Origin of the sequence: Sphingopyxis indica (assembly GCF_900188185.1) — a bacterium.
Lineage (GTDB): Bacteria > Pseudomonadota > Alphaproteobacteria > Sphingomonadales > Sphingomonadaceae > Sphingopyxis > Sphingopyxis indica.
The window spans coordinates 851,194-875,815 of the sequence record NZ_FZPA01000001.1 but is presented as its reverse complement, the minus strand read 5'-3'; the positions used below and the strand labels follow the sequence as shown (position 1 = coordinate 875,815).

Here is a 24,622-nt window from a genome sequence, read left to right as displayed (position 1 = left end):
CGGCAGCGACATGTTCGAAGGCTATCCGGTCGACACCGCCGACACCGCGGGCGATCAGGTCGTCACCAATTACACGATCAACTTCGGCCCGCAGCACCCGGCGGCGCACGGCGTGCTGCGCATGGTGATGGAGCTCGACGGCGAGATCATCGAGCGCGTCGATCCGCACGTCGGCCTGCTCCATCGTGGCACCGAAAAGCTGATCGAATACAAGACCTATTTACAGGCCTTGCCCTATTTCGACCGGCTCGACTATTGCTCGCCGCTCGGCATGGAGCACAGCTATGTCCTCGCGATCGAGAAATTGCTCGACCTCGAGGTGCCGGCGCGCGCGCAATATCTGCGCACGCTGTTCGCCGAACTGACGCGCATCTGCAACCATATGCTCAACATCGGGTCGCACGTCATGGACGTCGGCGCGATGACCCCGAACCTGTGGGTGTTCGAGCTGCGCGAGGATTGCCTCAACTTCTTCGAGCGCATGTCGGGCGCGCGAATGCACCATGCCTGGTTCCGTCCCGGCGGCGTCCATCAGGACGTGCCCGAAAAGCTGCTCGTCGATATCGGCGAGTGGGTCGAAAAGCGCCTGCCCGAACTGTTCGGCGACGCGATGAGCCTGGTGATCGACAACCGTATCTTCAAGCAGCGCAACGTCGACATCGCGACGGTGAGCAAGGAAGATGCGCTGGCGTGGGGCTTTTCCGGTCCGATGATCCGCGGCAGCGGCATCGCGTGGGATTTGCGCAAGTCGCAGCCCTATGACGCCTATGCCGCGATGGAGTTCGACATTCCGGTCGGCACGCGCGGCGACTGCTACGACCGCTTCATGGTGCGCGTGCAGGAAGTCTATCAGTCGGCGCGCATCATCAAACAGTGCCTGCGCGATATGCCGAGCGGCCCGATCGCGAGCCTCGACCGCAAGGTCGTCCCGCCGAAGCGCGGCGAGATGAAGCAGTCGATGGAATCGCTGATCCATCATTTCAAGCTCTATACCGAGGGCTTCCACGTCCCCGCGGGCGAGGTTTACGTCGCGACTGAGAGCCCGAAAGGCGAGTTCGGCGTCTATCTGGTTAGCGACGGCAGCAACAAACCGTACCGCTGCAAGATCCGCCCGACGGCGTTCAGCCACCTCCAGGCGATGGATTTCATGTGCAAGGGCCACATGCTCGCGGATACGACCGCGATCATCGGCGCGATCGACGTCGTGTTCGGGGAGTGTGACCGGTGAGTTTCAATGCTCTCCTCGAATTTGTTGATCGAGACGTGTCTCGCTGGGCGGGAACGCCGGTAGTTACTTTCTGCGTTGGGATGATCCCTTTGCTGCTTTGGGCTTTGTTCGTTGGAAGGCCAAGCGATGCAAACCCCATCTATCTTTGGTCGATGATTGCATTTGCTGGGCTGTGGATATGTCTCGGAATGTGGCGGTCTGCCCATTTTCGCTGGCAGGAGTTCAAACAGATCAGAGCTTTGGGCGCTTCTGAGCTTTTGGAAAAGAATAATGGCTGACGCACCCCAAATCCCCGACGAGGCCGAAGTCCGCGCGCGCTGGGGCGCTTTTGCGTGGACTCCCGAGAATGCCGAAAAGGCGAAGGCGGTGATCGCGCGCTATCCCGCGGGACGTCAGCGGTCGGCGGTGATGCCGCTGCTCGATCTCGCGCAGCGGCAGGTCGGAGCGGAGACGCAGACGCAGGGCTGGCTGCCCGTGCCGGTGATCGAATATGTCGCGGCCGAGCTCGATATGCCCTTCATCCGCGCCTATGAGGTCGCGACCTTCTATACCATGTACAATCTGGCGCCGGTCGGCCGCTATCATGTGCAGGTGTGCGGGACGACGCCGTGCCTGCTGCGCGGGTCGGACGATGTGATGGCGGCGTGCAAGAATCGCAGCATGGTGAAGGGCAAGACGACCCCCGACGGGCTGTTCACCTTGAGCGAGGTCGAGTGCATGGGCAATTGCGCCAACGCGCCGATGGTCCAGATCAACGACGATAATTACGAAGACCTCGATTTCGACAGCATGTCGCGCATCCTCGACGACCTTGCGGCGGGCAAGCAGCCCAAGACCGGGACGCAGAACCCGCAGCGCCACATGAGCGAGCCCGAGGGCGGCCCGACAACGCTGAAGGCCATGGTCGACGCGAACCATGATTACAGGAGCGAATGGTGATGCGCGCGCTCGAAATCCTCCCCGCTCGCGGGGAGGGGGACCATGCGAAGCATGGTGGAGGGGGGCTGCGGCCCGCCGCCACGCTGCGTAAGGGCGTGAACCCCCTCCGTCAGCCGCTGCGCGGCTGCCACCTCCCCATATATGGGGAGGATTTGGCATGACCCAGAAGGACGTCGTCACGATCCTCGCGATCATCGGCGCGCTCGTCGTGCTCGGCCTCGTGCTGCGCGTGACCTTTGCGCTGATCGGGCCGCTGCTGATCCTCGCGCTCGGCTATGTCGCCTACAAGATGATCCAGAACAAGGGTGGGACACGCTGATGCTCGCCGACAAGGACCGCATTTTCACCAACGTCTACGGCTTCCAGCCTTGGAATTTGAAGGCTGCGCAGGCGCGTGGCGATTGGGACAACACCAAGGATCTGATGGCGCGCGGGCAGGACGCGATCATCGAAGAGGTCAAGGCGTCGGGGCTGCGCGGCCGCGGCGGCGCGGGCTTTCCGACCGGCCTCAAATGGTCCTTCATGCCGAAGGAGCCGCGCGCCGACCGCCCGAGCTTTCTGGTCATCAATGCCGACGAATCCGAACCCGGATCGTGCAAGGATCGCGAGATCATCCGTCACGATCCGCACAAGCTGATCGAAGGCGCGCTGATCGCGGGCTTCGCGATGCGCGCGCGCGCCGCCTATATCTATATCCGCGGCGAGTTCATCCGCGAGGCCGAGACCTTGTTCGCGGCGGTGCAGGAGGCCTATGACGCCGGCCTGCTCGGCAAGAATGCGGCCAAATCGGGTTACGACTTCGACGTCTTCGTCCACCGCGGCGCCGGGGCGTACATCTGCGGCGAAGAAACCGCGATGATCGAAAGCCTCGAGGGCAAGAAGGGCCAGCCGCGCCTGAAACCCCCGTTCCCGGCGGGCGCGGGCCTTTACGGTTGCCCGACGACGGTGAACAATGTCGAGAGCATCGCGGTCGTCCCGACGATCCTGCGCCGCGGCGCGCCGTGGTTCGCCTCTTTCGGGCGCGAGAATAACAAGGGCACCAAGCTGTTCCAGATCAGCGGCCATGTGAACAAGCCCTGCGTGGTCGAGGAAGCGATGAGCATCCCGTTTCGCGAGCTGATCGACAAGCATTGCGGCGGCATCCGCGGCGGCTGGGACAATCTGCTCGCGGTGATCCCCGGCGGATCGTCGGTGCCGCTGGTTCCGGCGGCCGAGATCATGGACGCGCCGATGGATTTCGACGGGCTGAAAGCGCTGGGTTCGGGCCTCGGCACCGCCGCCGCGATCGTGATGGACAAGTCGACCGACATCGTCCAGGCGATCAGCCGCATCAGTTACTTCTACAAGCATGAAAGCTGCGGCCAATGCACCCCGTGCCGCGAAGGAACGGGCTGGATGTGGCGCGTGATGGAGCGGCTGCGCACCGGCGACGCCGACATCAGCGAGATCGACACTTTGTTCGACGTGACCAAGCAGGTCGAAGGCCACACCATCTGCGCATTGGGCGACGCGGCGGCGTGGCCGATTCAGGGGTTGATCCGTCATTTCCGTCCCGAACTCGAGCGGCGAATTCGGGAGAATGGCGGCGTGATGGAGGCGGCCGAATGAGAAGCAAGGCAATCTGGACGCTCGGAGCGGGAGCGATGCTGCTCGCCGCGGCAGCTGCGGCATCGGCTTTCGAGCCGCCGGTCGGCTCGCGGCTCGGCAACCGGCTGACCCCGTCGGCCAGTTCGAACACCGACGAGACGCGAACCGCCTTTCGCCTCGCCGAATGTCAGGCGAATATGCACGGCGACCAGGTTCGCGACATCCTCGATGCGCCGAACGAAGATCGGGCGATGCGTGCGTACAAGGCGCTCGAGCACGAGGAAAGCTGCTATCTCGACGTCTATGTCGATAGCCGGGCCGAAGGGGTGCGCGCTTCGATGAGCAAGGCGAGCTATCGCGGGATGCTGGCCGAGGGTATTTTGAAGAAGGACAAGCGCGCCGCGACGCTGGCGCCGCTGCCGCTGCAACCCGTTTATGAACGGCCGTGGACCGCGCTGACGGGGCGCCCGCCTTCGGTCGACGAGATGGCGATCTGCGTCGCCGATGTCGATCCCGCCGGGATCATGGCGGTGCTCGCAACCCTGCCCCAAAGCCGGGAAGAGCGCGGCGCTTTTTCGGGTTTGAGCGAAGCCATGGGTAAATGCCTGCAAAATGGCATCGAATTGAGCGCCGACGCGCTGGCGCTGCGGACCGCCTTTGCCGAGGCGCTCTATCACCGTGCCTATGCGCCGCAGGCGACGGCGGCCGACGGGAGCGGCGCGAAGGGAATCTCCGAATAATGCCCAAAGTTACCGTAGACGGCCAGGAACTCGGCGTCCCGCAGGGCGCGACCGTGTTGCAGGCGTGCGAGATGGCGGGCAAGGAAATCCCGCGTTTCTGCTATCACGAGCGGCTGAGCATCGCCGGCAATTGCCGCATGTGCCTGGTCGAAGTGTCGCCCGGCCCGCCGAAGCCGCAGGCGTCGTGCGCGCTGCCGGTCGCCGAGGGGCAGGTGATCCGCACCGACAGCCCGATGGTCAAGAAGGCGCGTGAAGGGGTGATGGAGTTCCTGCTCATCAACCATCCGCTCGACTGTCCGATCTGCGACCAGGGCGGCGAGTGCGACCTGCAGGACCAGTCGGTCGCCTATGGCCGCGGCGCATCGCGCTATGACGAGAACAAGCGCGCGGTGACCGAGAAATATATGGGGCCGATCGTCAAGACGGTGATGACGCGCTGCATCCAATGCACGCGCTGCGTCCGCTTTGCCGAGGAGGTCGCCGGCGTGGAAGACATCGGCGCGATCTATCGCGGCGAAAATATGCAGATCACCACCTATCTGGAACATGCGATCCAGAGCGAGCTGTCGGGCAATGTCGTCGACCTGTGCCCGGTCGGCGCGCTGACGTCGAAGCCCTATGCGTTCGAAGCGCGCCCGTGGGAGCTGACCAAGACGCTGGGCATCGACATGATGGACGCGGTCGGCACCAATGTCCGCATCGACAGCCGCGGGCGGCAGGTGCTGCGCGTGCTGCCGCGCGTCAACGATGATGTGAACGAGGAATGGGCGAGCGACAAGACGCGCCACCATGTCGACGGCCTGATCCGCCGCCGCCTCGACCGCCCCTATGTGCGCCGGAACGGCAAGCTCGAGGAAGCGACGTGGAGCGAGGCGTTCGACGCGATCAAGGCGGTGAACGCCGGGTCGTCGGTCGCGGCGATCGCCGGCGATATGGCCGATTGCGAGACGATGTTCGCGGCGAAGGCGCTGGTGAATGCGCTCGGCTCCGACCTGCTCGAAGGGCGCCAGACGGGGCTCGCCTATGACGTGACCAGCCTGTCGGCGGTCAATTTCAATACCACGATCGCCGAGGCCGAAAATGCCGACGTGATCCTGCTCGTCGGCACGAATTTGCGCTGGGAAGCGCCGCTGATCAACACGCGCGTCCGCAAGGCGGTGTGGAAGAAGGGCGCAAAGGTCTTCGCGATCGGGCCGGAGGTCGACCTCACCTACAAGACCGAATGGCTCGGCAACGACGCGTCGCTCGTCGCGAAGCTGCCCAAGGCGGCGCTCGACGCGCTGAAGGGCGCCGAGCGGCCGATGCTGATATTCGGCGGCGGCGCGCTCGCGGTGCCCGGCGTCCATGGCGCGGGGCTGGCGCTGGCGAAGTCGGTGAACGCGGTCAAGGATGGATGGAACGGCTTCAACGTCGTCCATTTCTCGGCGGCGCGGATGGGCGCGCTGATGCTCGGCTATGCGCAGCCGGGCGGGATCAAGGATATTGTCGCGAAAAAGCCGAAGCTTACCTTTTTCCTCGGCGCCGACGAGGTCGATTTCGGGGCCTTCGCCGACAGCTTCAAAGTCTATGTCGGCCATCATGGCGACAAGGGTGCGCACGCCGCCGACGTCATCCTGCCCGCCGCGGCGTGGACGGAGAAGGATTTCACCACGGTCAACACCGAGGGCCGCGTCCAGCGCAGCGAGAAGGCGGTGTTCGCGCCGGGCGACGCGCGCGAGGACTGGAGCATCTTCCGCGCGCTCGCCGATGCGCTGGGCGTCAGCGTCGGTTTCGACAGCTTCGACCAGTGCCGCGCGGCGATGATCGCGGCGGTGCCCGCGCTGGGCGTCGAGGGGCTCGTCGATTACGGCTGGGCGCCGCCGAAGCTCGACGCGAAGCCCGAGGCGCGCGAAATAGGCCTGCCGATCAAGGACTTCTACCTCACCAACGCCATCTGCCGCGCGTCGCCGACGATGCAGCGCTGCTCGGACGAAATCCTGCATGGCGCCGAGCTTGCGGAGGCGGCGGAATGATGCGCCATAATCAAATCCTCCCCGCTTGCGGGGAGGGGGACCGCGAAGCGGTGGAGGGGGTTCGCGCCCGCACGCTACGCAGCGCATGGAGGCCAACCCCCTCCGTCAGCCGCTGCGCGGCCGCCACCTCCCCACAAGTGGGGAGGATTTAAGAAATGACCGAATTTTTCCAATCCCTCGGCATGTCCTACGATTGGGCATGGGGCGTCGCGACCGTCTGCGGCATCTTGCTCATCGCGTTGCCGCTGATGCTCGCGGTGGCGATGATCATCTATGCCGATCGCAAGATCTGGGCGGCGATGGCGCTGCGGCGCGGGCCGAACGTCGTCGGGCCTTTCGGCCTGCTCCAGAGTTTCGCCGACGGCCTCAAGGTTTTCCTCCAGGAAACGATCATCCCGTCGGGCGCAAACCGCGGGCTGTTCCTGATCGCGCCGATCATCACCTTCACCGTCGCGCTGATGGCGTGGGCGGTGATCCCGTTCAATTCGGGCGCGGTGCTCGCCGACATCAATGTCGGGCTGCTCTACATCCTCGCCATCTCGTCGCTCGGCGTCTATGGCGTGATCCTGTCGGGCTGGTCGTCGAACTCGAAATATCCCTTCTTTTCGGCGCTGCGCGCGTCGGCGCAGATGATTTCCTACGAAGTCTCGATCGGTTTCATCCTGATCGGCGTCGTGCTCTTTGCCGACAGCTTCAACATGAACGAAATCGTCAAGGCGCAGCAGGGGCACGGGCTGGGCTTCGTCAACGCCTTCGGCTTTAACCTGCTGCTCTTTCCGCTGGCGGTGATGTTCCTGATCTCGAGCCTCGCCGAAACCGCGCGTGCGCCGTTCGACCTGACAGAGGCCGAAAGCGAGCTCGTCGCGGGGTATCAGACCGAATATTCGTCGATGAGCTTCGCGCTCTTCTGGCTCGGCGAATATGCCAATGTCCTGCTGATGTGCACGCTCAACGCAGTGCTCTTCTGGGGCGGCTGGCTGCCCCCGGTCGACTGGGCGCCGCTCTATGCCGTTCCGGGCATCATCTGGCTGTTCGCGAAGATCCTGTTCTTCTTCTTCGTCTTCAGCTGGGTCAAGGCGACCGTCCCGCGCTACCGCTACGACCAGCTGATGCGTCTCGGCTGGAAGGTCTTCCTGCCGATCTCGCTGATCTGGGTGTTCCTGATCTCCGGCTATCTGATGCTGACGAGGTATTCATGAGTTACGTAGGCCATCTCGTCAAAAGCTTCACCCTCTGGGAGTTCGTGAAGGCGCACGCCCTCACGCTCAAATATTTCTTCAAGCCGAAGGCGACGATCAACTATCCGTTCGAGAAGAACCCGCTGAGTCCCCGTTTCCGCGGCGAACATGCGCTGCGCCGCTATCCGAACGGCGAGGAGCGCTGCATCGCGTGCAAGCTGTGCGAGGCGATCTGCCCCGCGCAGGCGATCACGATCGAGGCCGAACCGCGCGAGGACGGATCGCGCCGCACGACGCGCTACGACATCGACATGACCAAGTGCATCTATTGCGGTTTCTGTCAGGAAGCCTGCCCGGTCGATGCGATCGTCGAGGGGCCGAACTTCGAATTCGCGACCGAAACGCGCGAGGAGCTGCTTTATGACAAGGCCAAGCTGCTCGCCAATGGCGACAAATGGGAGCGCGCGATTGCGGCCAATCTTGCCGCCGACGCGCCCTATCGGTAAGGGCGCGCGCATGATCGATTCAGCAACCGAAATCCTCCCCGCTTGCGGGGAGGGGGACCGCGAAGCGGTGGAGGGGGCTCGCGCCCGCACGCTGCGTAGCGCATGGAGGCCAACCCCCTCCGTCAGCCGCTGCGCGGCTGCCACCTCCCCACAAGTGGGGAGGACCGAAGCATGATCCAGCTTTTCGCCTTCTACCTCTTCGCCACCATCGTCATCGCCTCGGCCGCGATGGTGATTTTCGCGCGCAACCCGGTCCACAGCGTCATGTGGCTGATCCTCGCCTTCTTCAACGCGGCGGGGCTGATGCTGCTCGCGGGCGCCGAGTTCATCGCGATGCTGCTGATCATCGTCTATGTCGGCGCGGTCGCGGTGCTGTTCCTGTTCGTCGTGATGATGCTCGACATCGACTTCGCCGAGCTGCGTGCCGGGTTCGTGCGCTACCTGCCATTGGGCGCGCTCGTCGCGGTGATCCTTGCCGCCGAGCTGGTGTTCGCACTCGGCGCGTGGAGCGCGGGCGGGATCGACCTGGCGGCGCGCGCCGCACCGGCGACCCCCGACAAGAGCAATATCCAGCAGATCGGCGAGCTGCTCTATACGCGCTATATCTTCCTGTTCGAGGCGGCGGGCATCGTCCTTCTCGTCGCGATGATCGGCGCGATCGTGCTCACCCACCGCACCCGCGGCGGGGTGCGGCCGCAGAAAATCGCCGATCAGGTGCGCCGCCGTCCGCAGGACGCGACGCGCCTCGTCGATCCGGGCGTCGGGCAGGGGATGGAGCTATGATCGGCATCGGCCACTATCTCGCCGTTTCGGCGGTGCTGTTCACATTGGGCGTGCTCGGCATCTTCATCAACCGCAAGAATATCATCGTCATCCTGATGGCGATCGAGCTGATCCTCCTGTCGGTGAACATCAACCTCGTTGCGTTCAGCGGCGCGCTGAACGACCTCGTCGGACAGGTATTCGCGATGTTCGTGCTGACCGTTGCCGCCGGCGAAGCGGCGATCGGGCTCGCCATTCTCGTTATCTATTTCCGCGGCCGCGGCACGATTGCCGTCGACGATGCCAACCGGATGAAGGGGTAAGCCGGTGACCGACACCATCCTCGTCGTCCCAGCGAAAGCTGGGATCGCCCTCTTGGCAACGCAGCGCCGGACCGTGAGCGGTCCCAGCTTTCGCTGGGACGACGGAGCCTCCGCATGATCCAGGCCATCGTATTCCTGCCGCTGCTCGCGGCGCTTATCGCAGGCCTTGGCCAGCGCGTCATCGGCACCACCGCGTCGAAAATCTTGACGACGGGCGCGCTGTTCGCGAGCTGTGCGCTGAGCTGGCCGATCTTCCTGTCGTTCGTCGCCGGCAGCGCCGAGCCGAGCGTGACCCCGGTGCTGCACTGGGTGTCGTCGGGCGCTCTCCAGTTCGACTGGGAGCTGCGCGTCGACACGCTGACCGCGGTGATGCTCGTCGTGATCACGACGGTGTCGGCGCTCGTCCACCTCTATAGCTGGGGCTATATGGAGGAAGACCCGGACCAGCCGCGCTTTTTCGCCTATCTGTCGCTGTTCACCTTTGCGATGCTGATGCTCGTGACCGCGAACAACCTCGTCCAGATGTTCTTCGGCTGGGAAGGCGTCGGTCTCGCGTCGTATCTGCTGATCGGTTTCTGGTACAAGAAGCCGAGCGCCAATGCCGCGGCGATCAAGGCGTTCGTCGTCAATCGTGTGGGTGATCTGGGCTTCATGCTCGGCATTTTCGGGACCTTCCTGGTGTTCGGCACGGTGTCGATCCCCGAGATTCTGGCCGCGGCGCCGGGGATGGCGGGATCGACGATCACCTTCCTCGACATGCGGCTCGACACCATGACGATCCTGTGCCTGCTGCTGTTCATCGGCGCGATGGGCAAGTCGGCGCAGCTTGGGCTCCACACCTGGCTTCCCGACGCGATGGAGGGCCCGACGCCGGTGTCGGCGCTGATCCACGCCGCAACGATGGTCACCGCGGGCGTGTTCATGGTGTGCCGCCTGTCGCCGATGTTCGAGACCGCGCCCGTCGCGCTCGGCGTCGTCACCTTCGTGGGCGCCGCGACCTGCCTGTTCGCCGCGACGGTCGGCACGACGCAGTGGGACATCAAGCGCGTCATCGCCTATTCGACCTGTAGCCAGCTTGGTTACATGTTCTTTGCCGCGGGCGTCGGCGCCTATGGCGCGGCGATGTTCCACCTGTTCACGCACGCCTTTTTCAAGGCTTTGCTGTTCCTCGGCGCGGGCAGCGTGATCCATGCAATGCACCATGAGCAGGACATGCGCTATTATGGGGCCTTGCGGAAAGAAATCCCCTTCACCTTCTGGGCGATGACCGCGGGGACGCTGGCGATCACCGGCGTCGGCATCCCGCTCGCCGGGATCGGTTTCGCGGGCTTCCATTCGAAGGACGGCATCCTCGAGGCGGCGTTCGCGGCGGGCGAGGGCGGTCAGGTCGCCTATTGGGTGGGCGTCTTTGCGGCGCTGCTCACCAGCTTCTATTCGTGGCGCCTCGTCTTCCTGACCTTCTTCGGCAAGCCGCGCTGGGCGGCGAGCGAGCATATCCAGCATGCAGTGCATGGCGATCACCACGACCATCCGGCCGACGAACATGCGGGGCACGATGTCGCGCACGCCCATGCCGCCGATGCGCATGAAGGGACGGGCGGCTATCACCCGCACGAAAGCCCGCTTTCGATGCTGATCCCGCTCGGCGTGCTGTCGCTCGGCGCGATCTTTGCCGGCTTCCTCTTTGCGCATCCCTTCATCTATCCCGAAGAGGGCATGGCTTTCTGGAAAGGCAGCATCGCGTTCGACGAACATCTGATGCACGCCGCGCACGAGGTGCCGACGCTCATCAAGCTGATGCCCTTCGTCGTGATGGCGACCGGCCTGTTTATCGCGTGGAACAGCTATATCCGCGACACGACGCTGCCGGCGCGCTTCGTCGCGCAGTTCGGGCTGCTGCACAAATTCCTGTTCAACAAATGGTATTTCGACGAGCTTTATAACGTCCTGTTCGTGAAGCCCGCCTTTGCGATCGGGCGCTTCTTCTGGAAGCGCGGGGACGAAGGCACCATCGACCGTTTCGGCCCCGATGGCGCCGCGGCGCTCGTTCAAGGGGGAACGCGGCTCGCGGTCCGGCTGCAATCGGGTTATGTTTATGGATATGCGTTCGTGATGCTGCTCGGGCTCGTCGGCCTCGCCAGCTGGGCCATGGTGAAATTCCTGTGAGCGGCGGCATGGGGCTCCTTTCGCTGATGCTGGCGGTGCCGATGGTCGCGGCGATCGCCTGCCTGTTCGTGACCGACCGCAACGCGCGGCTGATCGCGTTCGCCGCGACGCTGATCGACTTCGCGCTCGGCATCGTCCTATGGACGCGCTTCGACATCGGCGGCGCGCAGTGGCAGTTCACCGAGCGCGCCGACCTGTTCGGGCGCTTCCAGTGGGCGCTCGGGATCGACGGCATGGCGCTGATGCTGATCATGCTCACCGTTTTCCTGATGCCGCTCTGCATCCTCGCGAGCTGGGACGCGATCACCAGGCGCGTCGGGCTCTATATGGCGATGTTCCTCGTCATGGAGACGATCATGATCGGCGTCTTCTGCGCGCAGGATCTGATCCTCTTCTATATCTTTTTCGAGGCGGGCCTGATTCCGATGTATTTCATCATCGGCATCTGGGGCGGCGCGAACCGCATCTATGCGGCGTTCAAATTCTTTCTCTACACGCTGCTCGGGTCGGTGCTCATGCTGATCGCGATGATCGCGATGATCCGCGAAGCGGGGACGACCGACATCCCGACCTTGCTCGCCTATAATTTCCCGCCCGAAATGCAGACGTGGCTGTGGCTCGCCTTTTTCGCCAGCCTGGCGGTCAAGATGCCGATGTGGCCGGTCCACACCTGGCTTCCCGATGCGCATGTGCAGGCGCCGACCGCGGGGTCGATGATCCTCGCGGGCGTGCTCTTGAAGATGGGCGCATATGGCTTCCTCCGATTCATGATGCCGATGTTCCCCGATGCGTCGGCGCAGCTGATGTGGATCGTCTTTGTGCTGTCGATGATCGCGGTGGTTTACACCAGCCTCGTCGCGCTGGTGCAGAACGACATGAAGAAGCTGATCGCTTATTCGTCGGTCGCGCACATGGCGATCGTCACCGCTGGCCTCTTCGCTTTCAACCAGCAGGGGATCGAGGGCGCGCTGATCATCATGCTGAGCCATGGCGTCGTGTCGGCCGCGCTCTTCTTCTGCGTCGGCGTGATCTATGACCGGCTGCACACGCGCGAGATCGGCCGCTACGGCGGGCTTGCGGTGAACATGCCGGCCTATGCGCTCTTCTTCATGCTGTTCACCATGGCGTCGGTCGGCCTGCCCGGCACGAGCGGCTTCGTCGGCGAGTTTCTGAGCCTTGCCGGCATCTATGAAGCGTCGAGCTGGGTTGCGCTCGTCTGCGGCACCGGCGTCATCCTCGGCGCCGCTTACATGCTCTATCTCTATCGCCGCGTCGTGTTCGGCGAGCTGACCAAGGACGATGTGAAGGCGATGCCCGACATCACGGCCCGCGAATGGGCGATCTTCGTGCCGCTGGCCGCGGTGGCCCTGTGGATGGGCGTCTATCCCGAAAGCTTCCTCGCGCCGATGCGCGGCGACGTGACCACGGTGGTCGCGCGCCTTGCCCCGGCGAAGCCCGCGGGCGACGCGCATCTCGCGGCGGGCAAGTCCAAGGCGGCCGAGGCGCATGGCGAGGTCGCGCATGGCGAAGCGCATCAGGCGGGAGGCGTGCAATGAGCGCCGACCTCGCCCTCATCTGGCCCGAGCTGATCCTGACGATCGGCGGGCTGATCACGCTGATGCTCGGCACCTTTGCCGGCGACCGCCAGGTCGGGCTCTATCAGCTCGCGTCGCTGGTCACGCTCGCGGCGGCGGCGGTCGCGGTGATCGCGCTGTTCGGAACGGAGGCGACGGTCTTTTCGGGCACGCTCGCCGTCGACGCCTTCGGCGGCTTCGCCAAGCTGCTCATCTATGCCGCGAGCTTTGTCTGCATCGCGATCGCGCCGCGCTTTTTCCGCGACGGGATGCGCGCCGAATATCCGGTCCTGATCCTCTTCGCCGCGCTGGGCATGGGAATCATGGCGAGCGCGCGCGACCTGATGACGCTCTATGTCGGGCTCGAACTCAACAGCCTGGCCGCCTATGTGCTCGCAAGCTTCATGCGCACCGACGACCGGTCGAGCGAGGCCGGGCTCAAATATTTCGTTCTCGGCTCGCTGGCGAGCGGAATGCTGCTCTATGGCATTTCGCTGCTCTACGGCTTTACGGGCACGACCGATTTCGCCGGCATCGCCAAAGCGCTGGGCGGCGAGATGGGCACCGGCCTGCTCTTCGGGATCGTGTTCGTGATCGCGGGTCTCGCGTTCAAGATCAGCGCGGTGCCGTTCCACATGTGGACCCCGGACGTCTATGAAGGCGCGCCGACCCCGGTGACGACCTTCTTCGCGAGCGCGCCCAAGGTCGCGGCGATGGTGCTGCTGACCCGCGTGATCGTCGGTGCGATGGCGCCCGCCATCGGCGCGTGGCAACAGATCGTGATCTTCCTCGCGCTCGCCTCGATCATCCTCGGCGCGGTCGGCGCGATCGGGCAGAAGAATATCAAGCGCCTGCTCGCCTATTCGTCGATCAACAATGTCGGCTTCATTCTGATCGGTCTCGCCGCCGGGACGCAGCAGGGGGTCGAGGCGGTGCTGTCCTACCTCCTCGTCTATGTCGTCACGACGATCGGCAGCTTCCTCGTCGTGCTGCAATTGCGCGACCGCGAGGGCCAGCAGGTCGAAAGCATTCCGGCGCTCGCGGGCCTGTCGCAATATCGCCCCGGCCTGGCTGCGGCGATGGCGGTGTTCCTGTTGAGCCTCGCGGGTATCCCGCCGCTGTTCGGCTTCTGGCCGAAATATCTGGTGTTCGAGGCCGCGGTGAACGCGAACCTCGTCCCGCTCGCGGTCGCGGGCATCGTCGCCTCGGTGATCGGCGCCTTTTACTATATCGCGGTCATCAAGACGATGTATTTCGACGAGCGGTCGGAGGCCGAGGTGTCGGGCGGCGGCAATATCCTCGAAGGCACGATCGTCGCGGTAAGTGCGCTGTGGCTGTCGGTGATCGGTTACCTCTTCATCGGTCCGCTCGCGACGGCTTCGGCGCACGCGGCTTCGGTGCTGTTCTGATCCCGCCGATCGAGCTGATCCAGCAGACCGGTTCGACCAACGCCGACCTGCTGGCGCGGCTGGCACGCGGCGAGCCCGTCGGCGAGGGGCATTGGCTCGTCGCCGACCGCCAGACCGCCGGGCGCGGCCGCCTGGGCCGCGCGTGGGGCGACGGCGAAGGCAATTTCATGGGATCGACGGTGGTGCGGCTGACCCACGGCGATCCGCTTGCCGCGACGCTCGCGCTCGTTGCCGGGGTAGCGCTGGCGCAGGCGGTGCGGATTTTGGCACCCGCGGTCGCGTTCGAGCTGAAATGGCCGAACGATGTGCTCGTCGATGGCGCCAAATGTTCGGGCATCCTGCTCGAACGCAGCGGCGACGCGGTGGTGATCGGGATCGGGGTCAACCTCGTCTCCGCGCCCGAACTGCCCGACCGCGCGACCGCCTGCTTCGCCGAGATGGGCGCGCCTATCGACCGCGATCGCTTTGCCGAGGTGCTCGCGGTCGCGATGACGGATGCACTGCGGACGTGGCGGCACGAGGGCGTCGCGCGCATCGTCGATATGTGGCTGCCGCAGGGGCATCCCGTCGGCACGCCGCTGCGCGTGTCGGAGCAGGCGATCGAGGGGATTTTCGACGGCCTGGCGCCCGATGGCGCGCTGCGCTTGCGCCGCGAGGGCGGCGAGGTCATGCTGATACATGCGGGCGACATCGAATTGCGCCGTCCGGTGAGGGAAGGGGACTAGCCCGTGCTGCTTGCGATTGATGTCGGCAACACCAATGCCAAATTTGCGGTTTTTAGGGATTCCGAGGCGCTTGCGCGCTGGCGTATCGCGACCGACGACCGCCGCACCGCCGACGAATATATGGTGTGGCTCGACCAGCTGCTGCGCCTCGAAGGGCTCGACCGCGGCGAGATCGACGCGGTCATCATCTCGACCGTCGTGCCGCGCGCGCTGCACAATCTTCAGCTCCTCGCCGATAAATATTTCGGGGTCGAGGCGCTGGTCGCCGGGCGGCCGCCGGTGAGCTGGGGCATCGCGCTCAAGGTCGACGAGCCGCAGTCGGTCGGCGCCGACCGCGCGTGCAACGCGATTTCGGCGCAGGCGATCGCGCCCGGCACGGACAAGCTCGTCATCAGCTTCGGCACCGCGACGACCTTCGACCATATCGGCGCGGGGGGTGAGTATCTCGGCGGGATCATCGCGCCGGGGGTCAATCTGTCGCTCGAAGCGCTGGTCAACGCCGCGGCGAAGCTGCCGCGCATCGCGATCGAGGCGCCGGCGTCGGACAGCGTGATCGGCCGCACGACCGAAAGCCAGATGCTGATCGGTGTCTATTGGGGCTATGTCGCGATGATCGAGGGGCTGATGGCGCGGATGAAGGCCGAAATCGACAGGCCGCTCACCGTGATCGCAACCGGCGGGCTTGCTGCGCTGTTTCAGGAGCAGGCGCATCTCTTCGATCGCGTCGAACCCGACCTGACATTGAACGGACTTATGCACTTATATAATCAGAGAGGCTCTTCCCGATGACCGTTCCCGGCAAGGAATTGCTCTTTCTCGCGCTCGGCGGGTCGGGCGAGATCGGCATGAACGCCAATCTCTATGGCTGCGACGGCAAGTGGATCATGCTCGACCTCGGCGTCAGCTTCGGGACGCCCGACTATCCGGGCATCGACATCGTGATGCCCGACCTCGAATTCATCGAGGATCGCCGCGATAATCTGCTCGGCATCGTGCTGACGCATGGGCACGAGGATCATATCGGCGCGCTCCCCTATCTTGCCGCCGAACTCGGCGTGCCGCTCTATGCCAACCGCTTCACCGCGGGGCTGATCGCGCACAAGCTCGCCGAAGAGGGGCTGGAGAAAGAGGTCGAGGTCCGCACCGTCGACATCGACGCGCGCTTCGAACTCGGGCCGTTCCGCCTGCGGATGGTGCCGCTCGCGCACTCGATTCTCGAAATGAGCGCGGTGGTGATCGACACGCCCTATGGCCGCGTCTTCCACACCGGCGACTGGAAGCTCGACGAGGAACCGATCCTCGGCGAGCCCGCGACCGCGGCGATGCTGTCGGCGATCGGCGACGAGGGCGTCGACGTGCTGGTGTGCGATTCGACCAACGTCTTCAACACCCAGCCATCGGGCAGCGAAGGCGACCTGCGCGCGGGGCTCGTCGCGGCGGTCGGCGCGGCGAAGGGGCGGGTGGTGGTGACCACTTTCGCCTCGAACGCCGCGCGGCTGCACACGCTGGGCGAGGTTGCGCGCGCGACCGGGCGCCGCCTGTGCGTCGCCGGGCGCTCGCTCGACCGTATCCTCAGCGTCGCGCGCTCGGTCGGCTATCTCAGGGATTTCCCGCCGACGGTCGATTTCGACGAAGCGATGCGGCTGCCGCGCGACCAGGTGATGGTGATCGCGACCGGCGGACAGGGCGAGCCGCGCGCCGCGCTCGCGCGCATGGCGGGCGACGTCCACCAGATCAAGCTCGAGGCCGGCGACACCGTCGTCTTCTCCTCCAAGCAGATCCCGGGCAACGAGATCGCGATCGGGCGGATCATGAACCAGCTTGCCGCGAAGGATGTGCTGACCGTCACCGAAAAGCAGGCGCATATCCATGTCAGCGGCCATCCGGGCAAGCCCGAGCTCGCGGCGCTCTATGGCTGGCTGCGGCCGAAGCTGATCGTGCCGGTGCATGGCGAAGTCCGGCACATGCACGAGCAGGCGCGCTTCGGGCTCGAACAGGGGATTCCGGCGGCGCTGGTGCAGGAAAATGGCGACCTTTGCCGCCTGGCACCGGGCGCGGCGACGATCGTCGAGCGGGTGCGGTCGGGGCGGCTCGTGCTCGACGGCGACGTGATCCTGCCTGCGGATGGCGAGACGCTGAACGAGCGGCGCAAGCTGTCGTGGAACGGCCAGATTTCGGTTGCGGTGGTGCTCGGCGCCAGAGGCTATATCGGTAGTGAAATCCAGTATCGCGGCGTGCCGGTCGAGGACGACCGCGAGGCCTTTCTCGACGAGATGAACGAGGCGGCCGAGCAGGCGGCGTCGAAAAAGGCGCGCGACCGCGATGCGCTGAAGGAAGCGATCCGCCTCGGCGTGCGCCGCGTCGCGACCGACTGGACCGGAAAAAAGCCGATCGTCGACGTGCTGATCGTGGACGTCTGACCGATGCAGTGGACCTCGGCCCTTGCCATCTATCTGCTCATGTGGGTGTTCAGCGCCTTCTTCGTGCTCCCCTTCCACGGCCGCCGCGCGGGCGACGAGGACGAGGTTTTCGTCCAGGGACAGGAGCCCGGCGCGCCGGTGCGCTTTCGCCCGCTGCGCATCATGGTCCAGATGACGGTGGTGACCGCCGCGATCTTCCTGCTCTTCTACCTCGCCTATCTGCAGGGCTGGGTCGACCCCGACGTGATTGCCGGACGGGCGTAGCGGCGGCTTTGGGGTGGGGCTGTCATTCGCCCACTCTCCTTCGTCATCCCGGACTTGATCCGGGATCCATAGCAGCGCCGAAGTCGTGGACCCCGGATCAAGTCCGGGATGACGATGATTGGTAAGTAGGAACCGGTCGTTAGCCGACGTCCGGCGCATCACCCCCGCAGGCGGTCGATCGCCTGGGCGAGTGCGACGTAGAGCTTGCCGATGTCGGACGACAGCAGGGTGACGCTGATCGCCGAGCCGTCGCGCGCGCCGATGAGCAGGCGGAGCATCGCTTCGAAGTCGTGGATGAACTGGTTGACCGCGGCGTGGAAACCGTCGTCATTCTGATAGAGGCGCAGGATTTCCCTGGCCTCGCTCGTTTCAACGAGCTTGACCGCGCGGCGCGCGAAGACGCCGCGGTCGCCCTTCAGATAGGCGTCCCATGCGGTGTCGCTGACTTCGGCCGACAGGATCTTGGTGACGTCGATCGCGGTCGATTTGAGCGCCTCGGTGAGCAAGCCGACCTGCTTGGCAAGATTGTCGCGATCGGACGCGGCGATCGCCTGTTCGGCCTCGAGCGTGCGCTGCTCGACGCTCGCGCTGGTGTCCATGATCGTCATCATCTGGCGCATCAGCCGTTCGGCGGCGCCATTCGCCGCCTCGACCGCGCGCTGCGACGCGGCTTCGATCTCGGCGAGTTGCTTCATCACCTCGCTCTTGAAGGCGGCGTCGATCGTTTCGCTCGCGGTCGCCTCCATCGTCGCGCGCGCGCCGGCGATCAGCGCATCGAGCGTCTGCCGCGCCTCGGCAGCGGCGGTTTCGGCGGTTGCGCGCACCTCGTCGAGCGTCGCGGCCATGCGTGCGCCGCCCTGTTCGGCAAATTCGTCGGCGCCGATGCGCAGCTTCGCGAGCGCGGCGTCGGCGTCGGCGAGCGCGGCGGCGATGCGCGCGGTCAGCGCTTCCTGCCGTTCGCCGAGCGCGGCGATATGTTCTTCATTGCGCGGCAGCGTCGCGCGGACCGCGTTGACGTGCGACAGCGTCGACTGCGCAACCAGTTCCGACGCCTCGAGCATCGGCTTCATCTCGGCGAGCGCGCCCTGCGTCGTCCTGCCATGCGCGGTCATGCGATCGAGCGCATTCGGCAGCGTCTCGTCGAGTTCGCGCGTTACCGCATCGAGCGCGAGGAGCAGCGATTCGGCGTGGCCGATCAGTTCGTGCGCCGCGCCATTGCCCTTGGTGACGTCGGCGAGGAAGGCGGCAAGCTGCGCCTTGGTGTCGTCGATCGCGCGCCCGATGACGCCGGTGCTCGCCGAGACGCTGGCATCGAGCAGTTCCAGATGCTCGCGCACGCGAACCGCTTCTTCGCCGATCCGGCTGGTGAGGGCTTCGCCCGCCTCGCCATAACGGTCGAGGTCGGCGCCGATCGTCTCGCCCGCGTCGCGCGCCGCGGCGATGCGCGCGTCGAGTTCGCTCGCGGCGGCTTCGACGCCTTCGCGGAACTGCTGCCAGTTCGCATCCATCCGCGCCGACAGCGCTTCGACGGTCGCCGCGAGTTCTTCGCGGATCGAACCCGCCGCATTGGTGATCTGCGCCAGCGCCGTGCCGTGCGCGCCGGTGATCGCGGCCGAGGCGGCGAGCAATTCGCTTTCGGCTTCCTTGCCGCTGGTGCGCAGCGTGCCGATCGCATCGTCGAGGCTCGCGGCCGATTCCTGCCCGGTCTGCGCGGCCTTTGCCGCCTCCTCCGACAGCGCGGCGAGCTTCGCTTCGAGATTGGCGCCCTGCTGGTGCGCGACGAGACCCGCCTCGCGGAAATTGACCGCGAGGCGCTGCGCGACGTCGTCGATCCGCGGCAGGCCGGCGAGCAGGCCGTCCATGCGCTGCATCGCGACGTCGCCCGAGCGCGCGAGCTGGTCGTGTGCATTGGCGATGACCGACGCATTGCTCGCCAGCTTGTCGCTGCTTTCGTGCAGCCGCGCGACCGTATCGAGCCCCAATTGCTGGACGAGCGCCGCCTGTTCGGACAATTGTTTCTGCGCATCGGCAAGATGCTGACCGAGCGCGCGCATGGTATCGCCAAGCGCGATATTTTCCGCGCGCAATGCCGCCGCCACCCTCGCGAAGCGTGCCTGCTCCGAGCGTCCCGACCGCAGCCAGGCCATCCACAGCAGCGTAAGCAGCGCGAGCGGCATCGCGATCGTCGCGATCAGTGCGGGCCAGGCGGCGAGGGCAGGCGCCGCGGTGAACCCGTGCGTCGCCACCCACAGGGCAAAGCCGGTCCAGCCGGCGGCGAGCAGCGAAAGGCCAACGCCGACCATGCGGTCGCGCGTGGCGGGCGGGGGCGCGGAATCCGCCGCCGCTTCGTCCTCATCGGTCAGGGCGGACATGTCGAGCCAGTCGCGCTCCGCCGGTGCTTCGACTTCGGCAGCCGGCACCGTTTCCGTGGCGGCGGGTTCGACCGCCGCCGCTTCGTTCGCATCCTGATTTGTCGCGGAATCGCGCCACAAACCGACGATCTTCTTCTGCCCCGTCATGGCGCCATATTAGCATCAAATGTCGTCCATGAAACGGAAACTTAACCATGCGATGACAGGGCTGTGGAATGTCGTTCGATAGCGGCCCCCTCGACCGGTATCTTTCGGCCGCGGTCGGAGGCGACCCGGCGGCGGCGCTCGACCTGCGCCAGACCTTTGCAAGCGGCGCGCGCGAACTCGCCGACCTGCTGCGCCGCTCGCGTTGCGACGCCAACTGGAATATGGCGGCTTTGCGCCTTAAAAGCCTTGCCGGAACCTTCGGCATCGTGCCGCTGATCGAACTCGCCGAAGAGGCGATGGCGGGGGTGCCGGGCGATCCCGACGTGCTGCGCCGGATCAACGCTGCGATCGACGTGCTCGCCTGATCTTCCGGTCCGGCGCCCTGGCGGCCGAACGCCTCGCGTCGACGAACCGGGTTCAAACCCCGTTCAGCCGTTTGTCGGCATAGCGAATCGACCGCGCCCGTCTTGCCTTGGCAACGCGGGCAGTCTAGCCGCGTTACCAAACGCCGGCCGCTTGAAGTTCCCCCCCTTTACGGTCGATTTCTAAGGAGAGATTCGCATGTTTCACCGTTTCCGCTCGATGCCCGCAACGGCGATGGCCGCCGTGCTGGGCTGCGCGCTGATGACGACCGCGGCGGCGCCCGCCGCCGCCCGCGAAAAGCAGAAGAAGGAAGAGGCCGCCGAGGGCCCGCAGGCTTCGCCGAGCAAAGGCTTTTTGCCGGCCGTTCAGAAGATGGACGAATCGCTGAAGAAGCAGGATGCCGCCGCGCTGCAGGCCGCGATCGCAGAGGGGCAGGGAACGGCGACCACCGACGACGACAAATATTTCCTCGGCTTTTTCACGCTTCAGCTCGGCATCCTGAACAAGGATCAGGCCCTTCAGGAGAAGGGGCTCGATATGGCGCTCGATTCGGGCAAGGTGCAGCCCGCCAACGCCGCGACCTTCAACTTCTTCTCGGGCCAGTTCGCCTATCAGAAGAAGGATTATGCCAAGGCTATCCAGCGCCTCGAGGCGGCGAAGGCCGCCGGGTCGACCGAGTCCAATCTGCCGGCGATGCTCCTCGAAAGCTATGTGAACGGCGGGCAGACCGACAAGGGCATCGCCTTTGCCAAGGCAGAGATCGACCGCATGATGGCCGCGGGCCAGACGCCCCCCGACTGGATGTTCGTCAACCCCATCAACGCGCTGCAGAAGGCCAATCGCACCAACGAGGCGTTCGACCTGCTCGCGCTTCGGGCGCAGGCCTATCCGGACCCGCAGGTGTGGAATCAGGCGCTTCGCCTCGTGCTCGGCCAGGCGGGCGCCAACAAGCAGCTTTCGCTCGATGTGTTTCGCCTGATGCGCGCGACCGACGCGCTGCGGAATCGCGCCGAATTTGCCGAATATGCGCAGTTGGCGACCGAAGCCGCGCTGCCGGGCGAGGCGGTTGCGGTGATCGACGCCGGACAGAAGGCCGGGGTCGTCTCGGCGACCGATTCGCAGCTTTCGGAGATGAAGAAGGCGCAGGCCGAACGCGCGGGCGACGAGGAATCGACGATCGGCGCCTATGCCAAAAAGCCTTCGACGCTTTCGAACCCGAAGGTCGCCGGCGCGACCGGCGATGCGCTGTTCGGCTATGGCCGCTACGCCGAAGCGATTCCGCTCTATCAGGCGGCGGTCAATGCGGGCGCCGACAAGGATATGTGGACCTATCGCCTCGCCGCGGCGCAGGCGATGGCGGGCGATACGGCGGCGGCAAAGACGGGCTTCCGCCAGGTCGGCGGCGCCTATGCGCTGGCCGCCAAATTCTGGCTCGCGAAGCTCAATCCGGCGCCCGCCGGTGCCGCGCCCGCGGCGCAACCCGCGGCGGCGAACTGATCGTCCCGGCTTCTCGCAAAATGGAAGGGGCGCCGTGCATCATGCCGGCGCCCCTTTCGATTCGGTGCCGGCGATTCGGTGCCGGGATCAGATGTCGACCGGAATTCCCGCGAGCTGTTTCGCGGTCCGGATGGTCAGCGAGGTCTTGACGCTCGTGACGTTCGGCGCCGAGGTCAGATGCGCGGTCAGGAAGGACTGGAAGCTCTGCAGATCGCGCGCCACGACCTTCAGCAGAAAGTCGATTTCGCCGTTGAGCATATAGCATTCGCGCACTTCGGCGAGGCCGCCGACATAATCTTCGAACGCCTTCAGGTCGGCTTCGGCCTGGCTGCGCAGGCTGACCATCGCAAAGACGGTGATGCCATAGCCGAGCTTCGCCGCATCGAGATCGGCGTGATAGGACCGGATGACGCCCGATTCCTCGAGCGCGCGCACGCGGCGCAGGCACGGCGGCGCGGTGAGCCCGACCATCTGCGCCAGCTCGACATTGGTGATCCGTCCGTTTTTTTGTAGTTCACCTAGAATTTGCAGGTCGATCTGATCGAATTTCTGGCTCGCCATTTTGTAACTTCCGCTTTCCACGAATAGCGCGACCATAATATTATTTCAGGCGATTGCAATTGTCCCACAATGCGACGCGATGGTTAAGACGCTTTCCAGTTTGCCGGATTCGAGCTAGCCGCTAATCAAATGCTAACCAACAAAGACGGGTGTGGGGCCGGTTGCGGGTGACTGCTGACACGATGATCTCGACCATCCTGCGCCACGCGCCCGCCGACGGCCGCGCGAGTATCGCGGTTTGGCGCCAGCTTTCCGATATCCTCGCCCAGCGCGGCGACCGGCTGGACGACGCCGATGTCCGCCGCGCCTTCCATATGCTCGCCGCGCTTCGTTCGCGGGTTCCCGAGCCGATTCGCCGCGATTGCGCCCGCGCCGTTGCGCGGCATTGCCGTTTTGCGCCGCTTGCAGCCTTTTACGCCAATGACGTGCCGAGCGTCGCGGCGGCGTTGTTGCGCGATGTCCGCCTGTCCGATGCAGCCTGGCTCGCGCTGCTCCCGGCGACCGGCGCGGTCGCGCGGTCGATTCTGGCCGGGCGCGACGATCTGCCCGCAGGGACCCGGCGCGCCCTCGCGACCCTGGGAAGCGGCTCGGTGGCTTTGCCCGAGCCGCCCACGGCCGCGACGATGCGGCCGGAGCCTGCCGTTGCCGACCAGGCGCCGATGGTCGACACCGACGGCGCCGGCGCCGACGAGCCGGAAATCGGGCGCGAACCGAGCCAGATCAGCGAGCTCGTGCGGCGGATCGGCAAATTTCAATCGTCGCGCGCCCGGTCCAGCGCGTCGACCGGCGAGAGCGCGAGCGAAGGCTTCAGCTTCGAAACCGGCCCCGACGGGGTCGTCCAGTGGGTCGAGGGCATCGTGCGCGGCGCGCTCATCGGCCTGTCGATCGCCGAAGCGCCGATCGGCGGCGAACCCGGCGTCGACGGCGTCGCGGCGGGCGCCTTTCGCCAGCGCGCCGAAATCATCAACGCGCGGATGATGCTTGAAGGACGGCCGAGCGAAGCCGGCGAGTGGCGCTTTTCGGCGCTGCCCTGGTTCGACCGCGCGACCGGCCAGTTCCGCGGCTATCGCGGCACCGCGCGGCGTCCGCTGCGCAGCGAAATCCCCTATGGGCGGCGCGTCGCGGAGGATTCGGGCGATTCGATCCGCCAGCTGATCCACGAGTTGCGCAGCCCGCTCAACGCGATCTCGGGCTTTGCGCAGATCATATCGGGACAGATGTTCGGCCCGGTCAGCCAGTCCTATCGCGCGATGGCAGAGACGATCGTATCCGACGCGGCGGCGATTCAGCAGATCATCGACGATCTCGACGTCGCGACGCGCACCGAAGCCGAACCCGCCGAGGACGCCCCGGCGATGGTCGCCGATCTCGGCGCGATCGTGGCGGAGGTCGAAAGCGACCTCGCGAGCCTGCTCGACGACCAGCGCGTCGACCTGACGGTGACGCGGGTCGGGGGGCCTTTTCTGGCGAAGGCGAGCGATGCCGACGCGCGGCGGATGATCGGGCGCCTGATCACCGCACTCGTCGATATTTGCGATCCCGGCACGACGATGGCCGGACAGCTCGTGATCGAAGACGCGCATGACGACATGCTGCAGCTGCGGCTCGTCCGACCCGCGGCGATCCGCTTCGCAAGCACCGCCGAACTGCTCGACCCGGGCTTCAGTCCCGAGGGCGAAGCCCCCGGCGCGGCGGTGCTGAGCCTCGGCTTCTCGCTGCGGCTCGTCGACAGCCTCGCGCGCGGCTCGGGGGGACGGCTCCATATCGGGCATAACGCCTTGACCTTGCACCTGCGCTCGGCCAACCCCGGGGTCGACGCCGACCGGGAGGTCCGGCAGGGCGACTGAAC

Annotated in this window: 23 protein-coding genes; 21 read left to right on the top strand and 2 right to left on the bottom strand. The window is 65.6% G+C overall.

The window, feature by feature from the left end; genetic code table 11:
- Nucleotides 1–10: 10 nt before the first annotated feature.
- The 18 genes from CHB69_RS04120 to CHB69_RS04045 all read left to right on the top strand — a co-directional run bounded on the left by CHB69_RS04120 (nt 11) and on the right by CHB69_RS04045 (nt 17,833).
- Nucleotides 11–1,228 (top strand): NADH-quinone oxidoreductase subunit D, encoded by a 1,218-nt coding sequence (locus tag CHB69_RS04120; RefSeq protein WP_170935434.1) that lies wholly within the window; start codon nt 11–13, stop codon nt 1,226–1,228.
- Complete coding sequence (locus CHB69_RS19600; protein ID WP_141133905.1) at nt 1,225–1,506, top strand: hypothetical protein; 282 nt, start codon at nt 1,225–1,227, stop codon at nt 1,504–1,506. Before CHB69_RS04120 ends, CHB69_RS19600 begins: the two co-directional genes overlap by 4 nt.
- Nucleotides 1,499–2,167: a complex I 24 kDa subunit family protein gene (locus CHB69_RS04115; protein WP_089214640.1), complete on the top strand. Its 669-nt coding sequence runs from the start codon at nt 1,499–1,501 to the stop codon at nt 2,165–2,167. The genes CHB69_RS19600 and CHB69_RS04115 overlap by 8 nt, the downstream gene beginning before the upstream one ends.
- A 157-nt stretch (nt 2,168–2,324) precedes the next feature.
- Nucleotides 2,325–2,486, top strand: coding sequence for a hypothetical protein (locus CHB69_RS20025; protein ID WP_170935424.1), 162 nt, complete (start codon nt 2,325–2,327; stop codon nt 2,484–2,486).
- Entirely contained in the window at nt 2,486–3,775 is a 1,290-nt protein-coding gene (nuoF, locus tag CHB69_RS04110) for an NADH-quinone oxidoreductase subunit NuoF (protein WP_089214639.1), read from the top strand. The genes CHB69_RS20025 and nuoF overlap by 1 nt, the downstream gene beginning before the upstream one ends.
- Complete coding sequence (locus tag CHB69_RS04105) at nt 3,772–4,494, top strand: hypothetical protein (protein WP_089214638.1); 723 nt, start codon at nt 3,772–3,774, stop codon at nt 4,492–4,494. The genes nuoF and CHB69_RS04105 overlap by 4 nt, the downstream gene beginning before the upstream one ends.
- Nucleotides 4,494–6,506 carry an NADH-quinone oxidoreductase subunit NuoG gene (gene nuoG / locus CHB69_RS04100; protein ID WP_089214637.1) on the top strand — a complete coding sequence of 671 codons (2,013 nt, stop codon included), beginning with the start codon at nt 4,494–4,496 and terminating at the stop codon, nt 6,504–6,506. Before CHB69_RS04105 ends, nuoG begins: the two co-directional genes overlap by 1 nt.
- Before the next feature lie 155 nt (nt 6,507–6,661).
- Entirely contained in the window at nt 6,662–7,705 is a 1,044-nt protein-coding gene (nuoH, locus tag CHB69_RS04095; protein ID WP_089214636.1) for an NADH-quinone oxidoreductase subunit NuoH, read from the top strand.
- Nucleotides 7,702–8,190: an NADH-quinone oxidoreductase subunit NuoI gene (gene nuoI, locus CHB69_RS04090; protein WP_089214635.1), complete on the top strand. Its 489-nt coding sequence runs from the start codon at nt 7,702–7,704 to the stop codon at nt 8,188–8,190. Before nuoH ends, nuoI begins: the two co-directional genes overlap by 4 nt.
- A gap of 171 nt (nt 8,191–8,361) precedes the next feature.
- Nucleotides 8,362–8,973, top strand: coding sequence for an NADH-quinone oxidoreductase subunit J (locus CHB69_RS04085; protein ID WP_089214634.1), 612 nt, complete (start codon nt 8,362–8,364; stop codon nt 8,971–8,973).
- Nucleotides 8,970–9,275 carry an NADH-quinone oxidoreductase subunit NuoK gene (gene nuoK, locus CHB69_RS04080; protein WP_089214633.1) on the top strand — a complete coding sequence of 102 codons (306 nt, stop codon included), beginning with the start codon at nt 8,970–8,972 and terminating at the stop codon, nt 9,273–9,275. The genes CHB69_RS04085 and nuoK overlap by 4 nt, the downstream gene beginning before the upstream one ends.
- Before the next feature lie 114 nt (nt 9,276–9,389).
- Nucleotides 9,390–11,441: an NADH-quinone oxidoreductase subunit L gene (gene nuoL / locus CHB69_RS04075; RefSeq protein ID WP_089214632.1), complete on the top strand. Its 2,052-nt coding sequence runs from the start codon at nt 9,390–9,392 to the stop codon at nt 11,439–11,441.
- Nucleotides 11,442–11,449: 8 nt separating this feature from the next.
- Nucleotides 11,450–12,997 carry an NADH-quinone oxidoreductase subunit M gene (locus tag CHB69_RS04070; RefSeq protein WP_089214631.1) on the top strand — a complete coding sequence of 516 codons (1,548 nt, stop codon included), beginning with the start codon at nt 11,450–11,452 and terminating at the stop codon, nt 12,995–12,997.
- On the top strand, nt 12,994–14,424 hold the full coding sequence (gene nuoN, locus CHB69_RS04065) for an NADH-quinone oxidoreductase subunit NuoN (RefSeq protein WP_089214630.1): 1,431 nt from the start codon (nt 12,994–12,996) through the stop codon (nt 14,422–14,424). The genes CHB69_RS04070 and nuoN overlap by 4 nt, the downstream gene beginning before the upstream one ends.
- Entirely contained in the window at nt 14,346–15,149 is an 804-nt protein-coding gene (locus CHB69_RS04060; RefSeq protein ID WP_089214629.1) for a biotin--[acetyl-CoA-carboxylase] ligase, read from the top strand. The genes nuoN and CHB69_RS04060 overlap by 79 nt, the downstream gene beginning before the upstream one ends.
- 3 nt (nt 15,150–15,152) lie before the next feature.
- The gene (locus CHB69_RS04055) at nt 15,153–15,938 is read left to right on the top strand and encodes a type III pantothenate kinase (protein ID WP_089214628.1); all 786 of its coding nucleotides are present in this window, start codon (nt 15,153–15,155) and stop codon (nt 15,936–15,938) included.
- Complete coding sequence (locus CHB69_RS04050; protein WP_089214627.1) at nt 15,935–17,569, top strand: ribonuclease J; 1,635 nt, start codon at nt 15,935–15,937, stop codon at nt 17,567–17,569. Before CHB69_RS04055 ends, CHB69_RS04050 begins: the two co-directional genes overlap by 4 nt.
- A 3-nt stretch (nt 17,570–17,572) precedes the next feature.
- Complete coding sequence (locus tag CHB69_RS04045; RefSeq protein ID WP_089214626.1) at nt 17,573–17,833, top strand: DUF1467 family protein; 261 nt, start codon at nt 17,573–17,575, stop codon at nt 17,831–17,833.
- Between the two features lie 158 nt (nt 17,834–17,991).
- Here CHB69_RS04045 and CHB69_RS04040 read toward each other — a convergent pair whose 3' ends face one another.
- Nucleotides 17,992–20,352 carry a hypothetical protein gene (locus CHB69_RS04040; RefSeq protein ID WP_089214625.1) on the bottom strand — a complete coding sequence of 787 codons (2,361 nt, stop codon included), beginning with the start codon at nt 20,350–20,352 and terminating at the stop codon, nt 17,992–17,994.
- Between the two features lie 68 nt (nt 20,353–20,420).
- Here CHB69_RS04040 and CHB69_RS04035 point away from each other — a divergent pair, with 68 nt between their 5' ends.
- Together CHB69_RS04035 and CHB69_RS04030 are read left to right on the top strand one after the other, a co-directional pair.
- The gene (locus CHB69_RS04035; RefSeq protein WP_089214624.1) at nt 20,421–20,717 is read left to right on the top strand and encodes an Hpt domain-containing protein; all 297 of its coding nucleotides are present in this window, start codon (nt 20,421–20,423) and stop codon (nt 20,715–20,717) included.
- 196 nt (nt 20,718–20,913) lie between these two features.
- Nucleotides 20,914–22,212: a hypothetical protein gene (locus tag CHB69_RS04030; RefSeq protein ID WP_089214623.1), complete on the top strand. Its 1,299-nt coding sequence runs from the start codon at nt 20,914–20,916 to the stop codon at nt 22,210–22,212.
- An 87-nt stretch (nt 22,213–22,299) separates the two neighbouring features.
- On the opposite strand, the gene CHB69_RS04025 is transcribed toward CHB69_RS04030, so the two are convergent.
- On the bottom strand, nt 22,300–22,773 hold the full coding sequence (locus CHB69_RS04025; protein ID WP_089214799.1) for an Lrp/AsnC family transcriptional regulator: 474 nt from the start codon (nt 22,771–22,773) through the stop codon (nt 22,300–22,302).
- A gap of 182 nt (nt 22,774–22,955) precedes the next feature.
- Here CHB69_RS04025 and CHB69_RS04020 point away from each other — a divergent pair, with 182 nt between their 5' ends.
- Complete coding sequence (locus CHB69_RS04020; protein WP_089214622.1) at nt 22,956–24,620, top strand: sensor histidine kinase; 1,665 nt, start codon at nt 22,956–22,958, stop codon at nt 24,618–24,620.
- Nucleotides 24,621–24,622 lie beyond the last annotated feature (2 nt).

Coding starts and splice junctions, on each gene's coding strand:
- CHB69_RS04050 (WP_089214627.1), top strand. CDS start 15,935: ATGACCGTTCCCGGCAAGGAATTGCTCTTTCTCGCGCTCGGCGGGTCG.
- CHB69_RS04035 (WP_089214624.1), top strand. CDS start 20,421: ATGTCGTTCGATAGCGGCCCCCTCGACCGGTATCTTTCGGCCGCGGTC.
- CHB69_RS20025 (WP_170935424.1), top strand. CDS start 2,325: ATGACCCAGAAGGACGTCGTCACGATCCTCGCGATCATCGGCGCGCTC.
- CHB69_RS04105 (WP_089214638.1), top strand. CDS start 3,772: ATGAGAAGCAAGGCAATCTGGACGCTCGGAGCGGGAGCGATGCTGCTC.
- CHB69_RS04040 (WP_089214625.1), bottom strand. CDS start 20,352: ATGACGGGGCAGAAGAAGATCGTCGGTTTGTGGCGCGATTCCGCGACA.
- CHB69_RS04020 (WP_089214622.1), top strand. CDS start 22,956: ATGATCTCGACCATCCTGCGCCACGCGCCCGCCGACGGCCGCGCGAGT.
- CHB69_RS04070 (WP_089214631.1), top strand. CDS start 11,450: ATGGGGCTCCTTTCGCTGATGCTGGCGGTGCCGATGGTCGCGGCGATC.
- CHB69_RS04045 (WP_089214626.1), top strand. CDS start 17,573: ATGCAGTGGACCTCGGCCCTTGCCATCTATCTGCTCATGTGGGTGTTC.
- nuoG (WP_089214637.1), top strand. CDS start 4,494: ATGCCCAAAGTTACCGTAGACGGCCAGGAACTCGGCGTCCCGCAGGGC.
- nuoF (WP_089214639.1), top strand. CDS start 2,486: ATGCTCGCCGACAAGGACCGCATTTTCACCAACGTCTACGGCTTCCAG.
- CHB69_RS04085 (WP_089214634.1), top strand. CDS start 8,362: ATGATCCAGCTTTTCGCCTTCTACCTCTTCGCCACCATCGTCATCGCC.
- CHB69_RS04120 (WP_170935434.1), top strand. CDS start 11: ATGTTCGAAGGCTATCCGGTCGACACCGCCGACACCGCGGGCGATCAG.
- nuoI (WP_089214635.1), top strand. CDS start 7,702: ATGAGTTACGTAGGCCATCTCGTCAAAAGCTTCACCCTCTGGGAGTTC.
- nuoH (WP_089214636.1), top strand. CDS start 6,662: ATGACCGAATTTTTCCAATCCCTCGGCATGTCCTACGATTGGGCATGG.
- CHB69_RS04030 (WP_089214623.1), top strand. CDS start 20,914: ATGTTTCACCGTTTCCGCTCGATGCCCGCAACGGCGATGGCCGCCGTG.
- nuoL (WP_089214632.1), top strand. CDS start 9,390: ATGATCCAGGCCATCGTATTCCTGCCGCTGCTCGCGGCGCTTATCGCA.
- CHB69_RS04115 (WP_089214640.1), top strand. CDS start 1,499: ATGGCTGACGCACCCCAAATCCCCGACGAGGCCGAAGTCCGCGCGCGC.
- nuoN (WP_089214630.1), top strand. CDS start 12,994: ATGAGCGCCGACCTCGCCCTCATCTGGCCCGAGCTGATCCTGACGATC.
- CHB69_RS04025 (WP_089214799.1), bottom strand. CDS start 22,773: ATGGCGAGCCAGAAATTCGATCAGATCGACCTGCAAATTCTAGGTGAA.
- nuoK (WP_089214633.1), top strand. CDS start 8,970: ATGATCGGCATCGGCCACTATCTCGCCGTTTCGGCGGTGCTGTTCACA.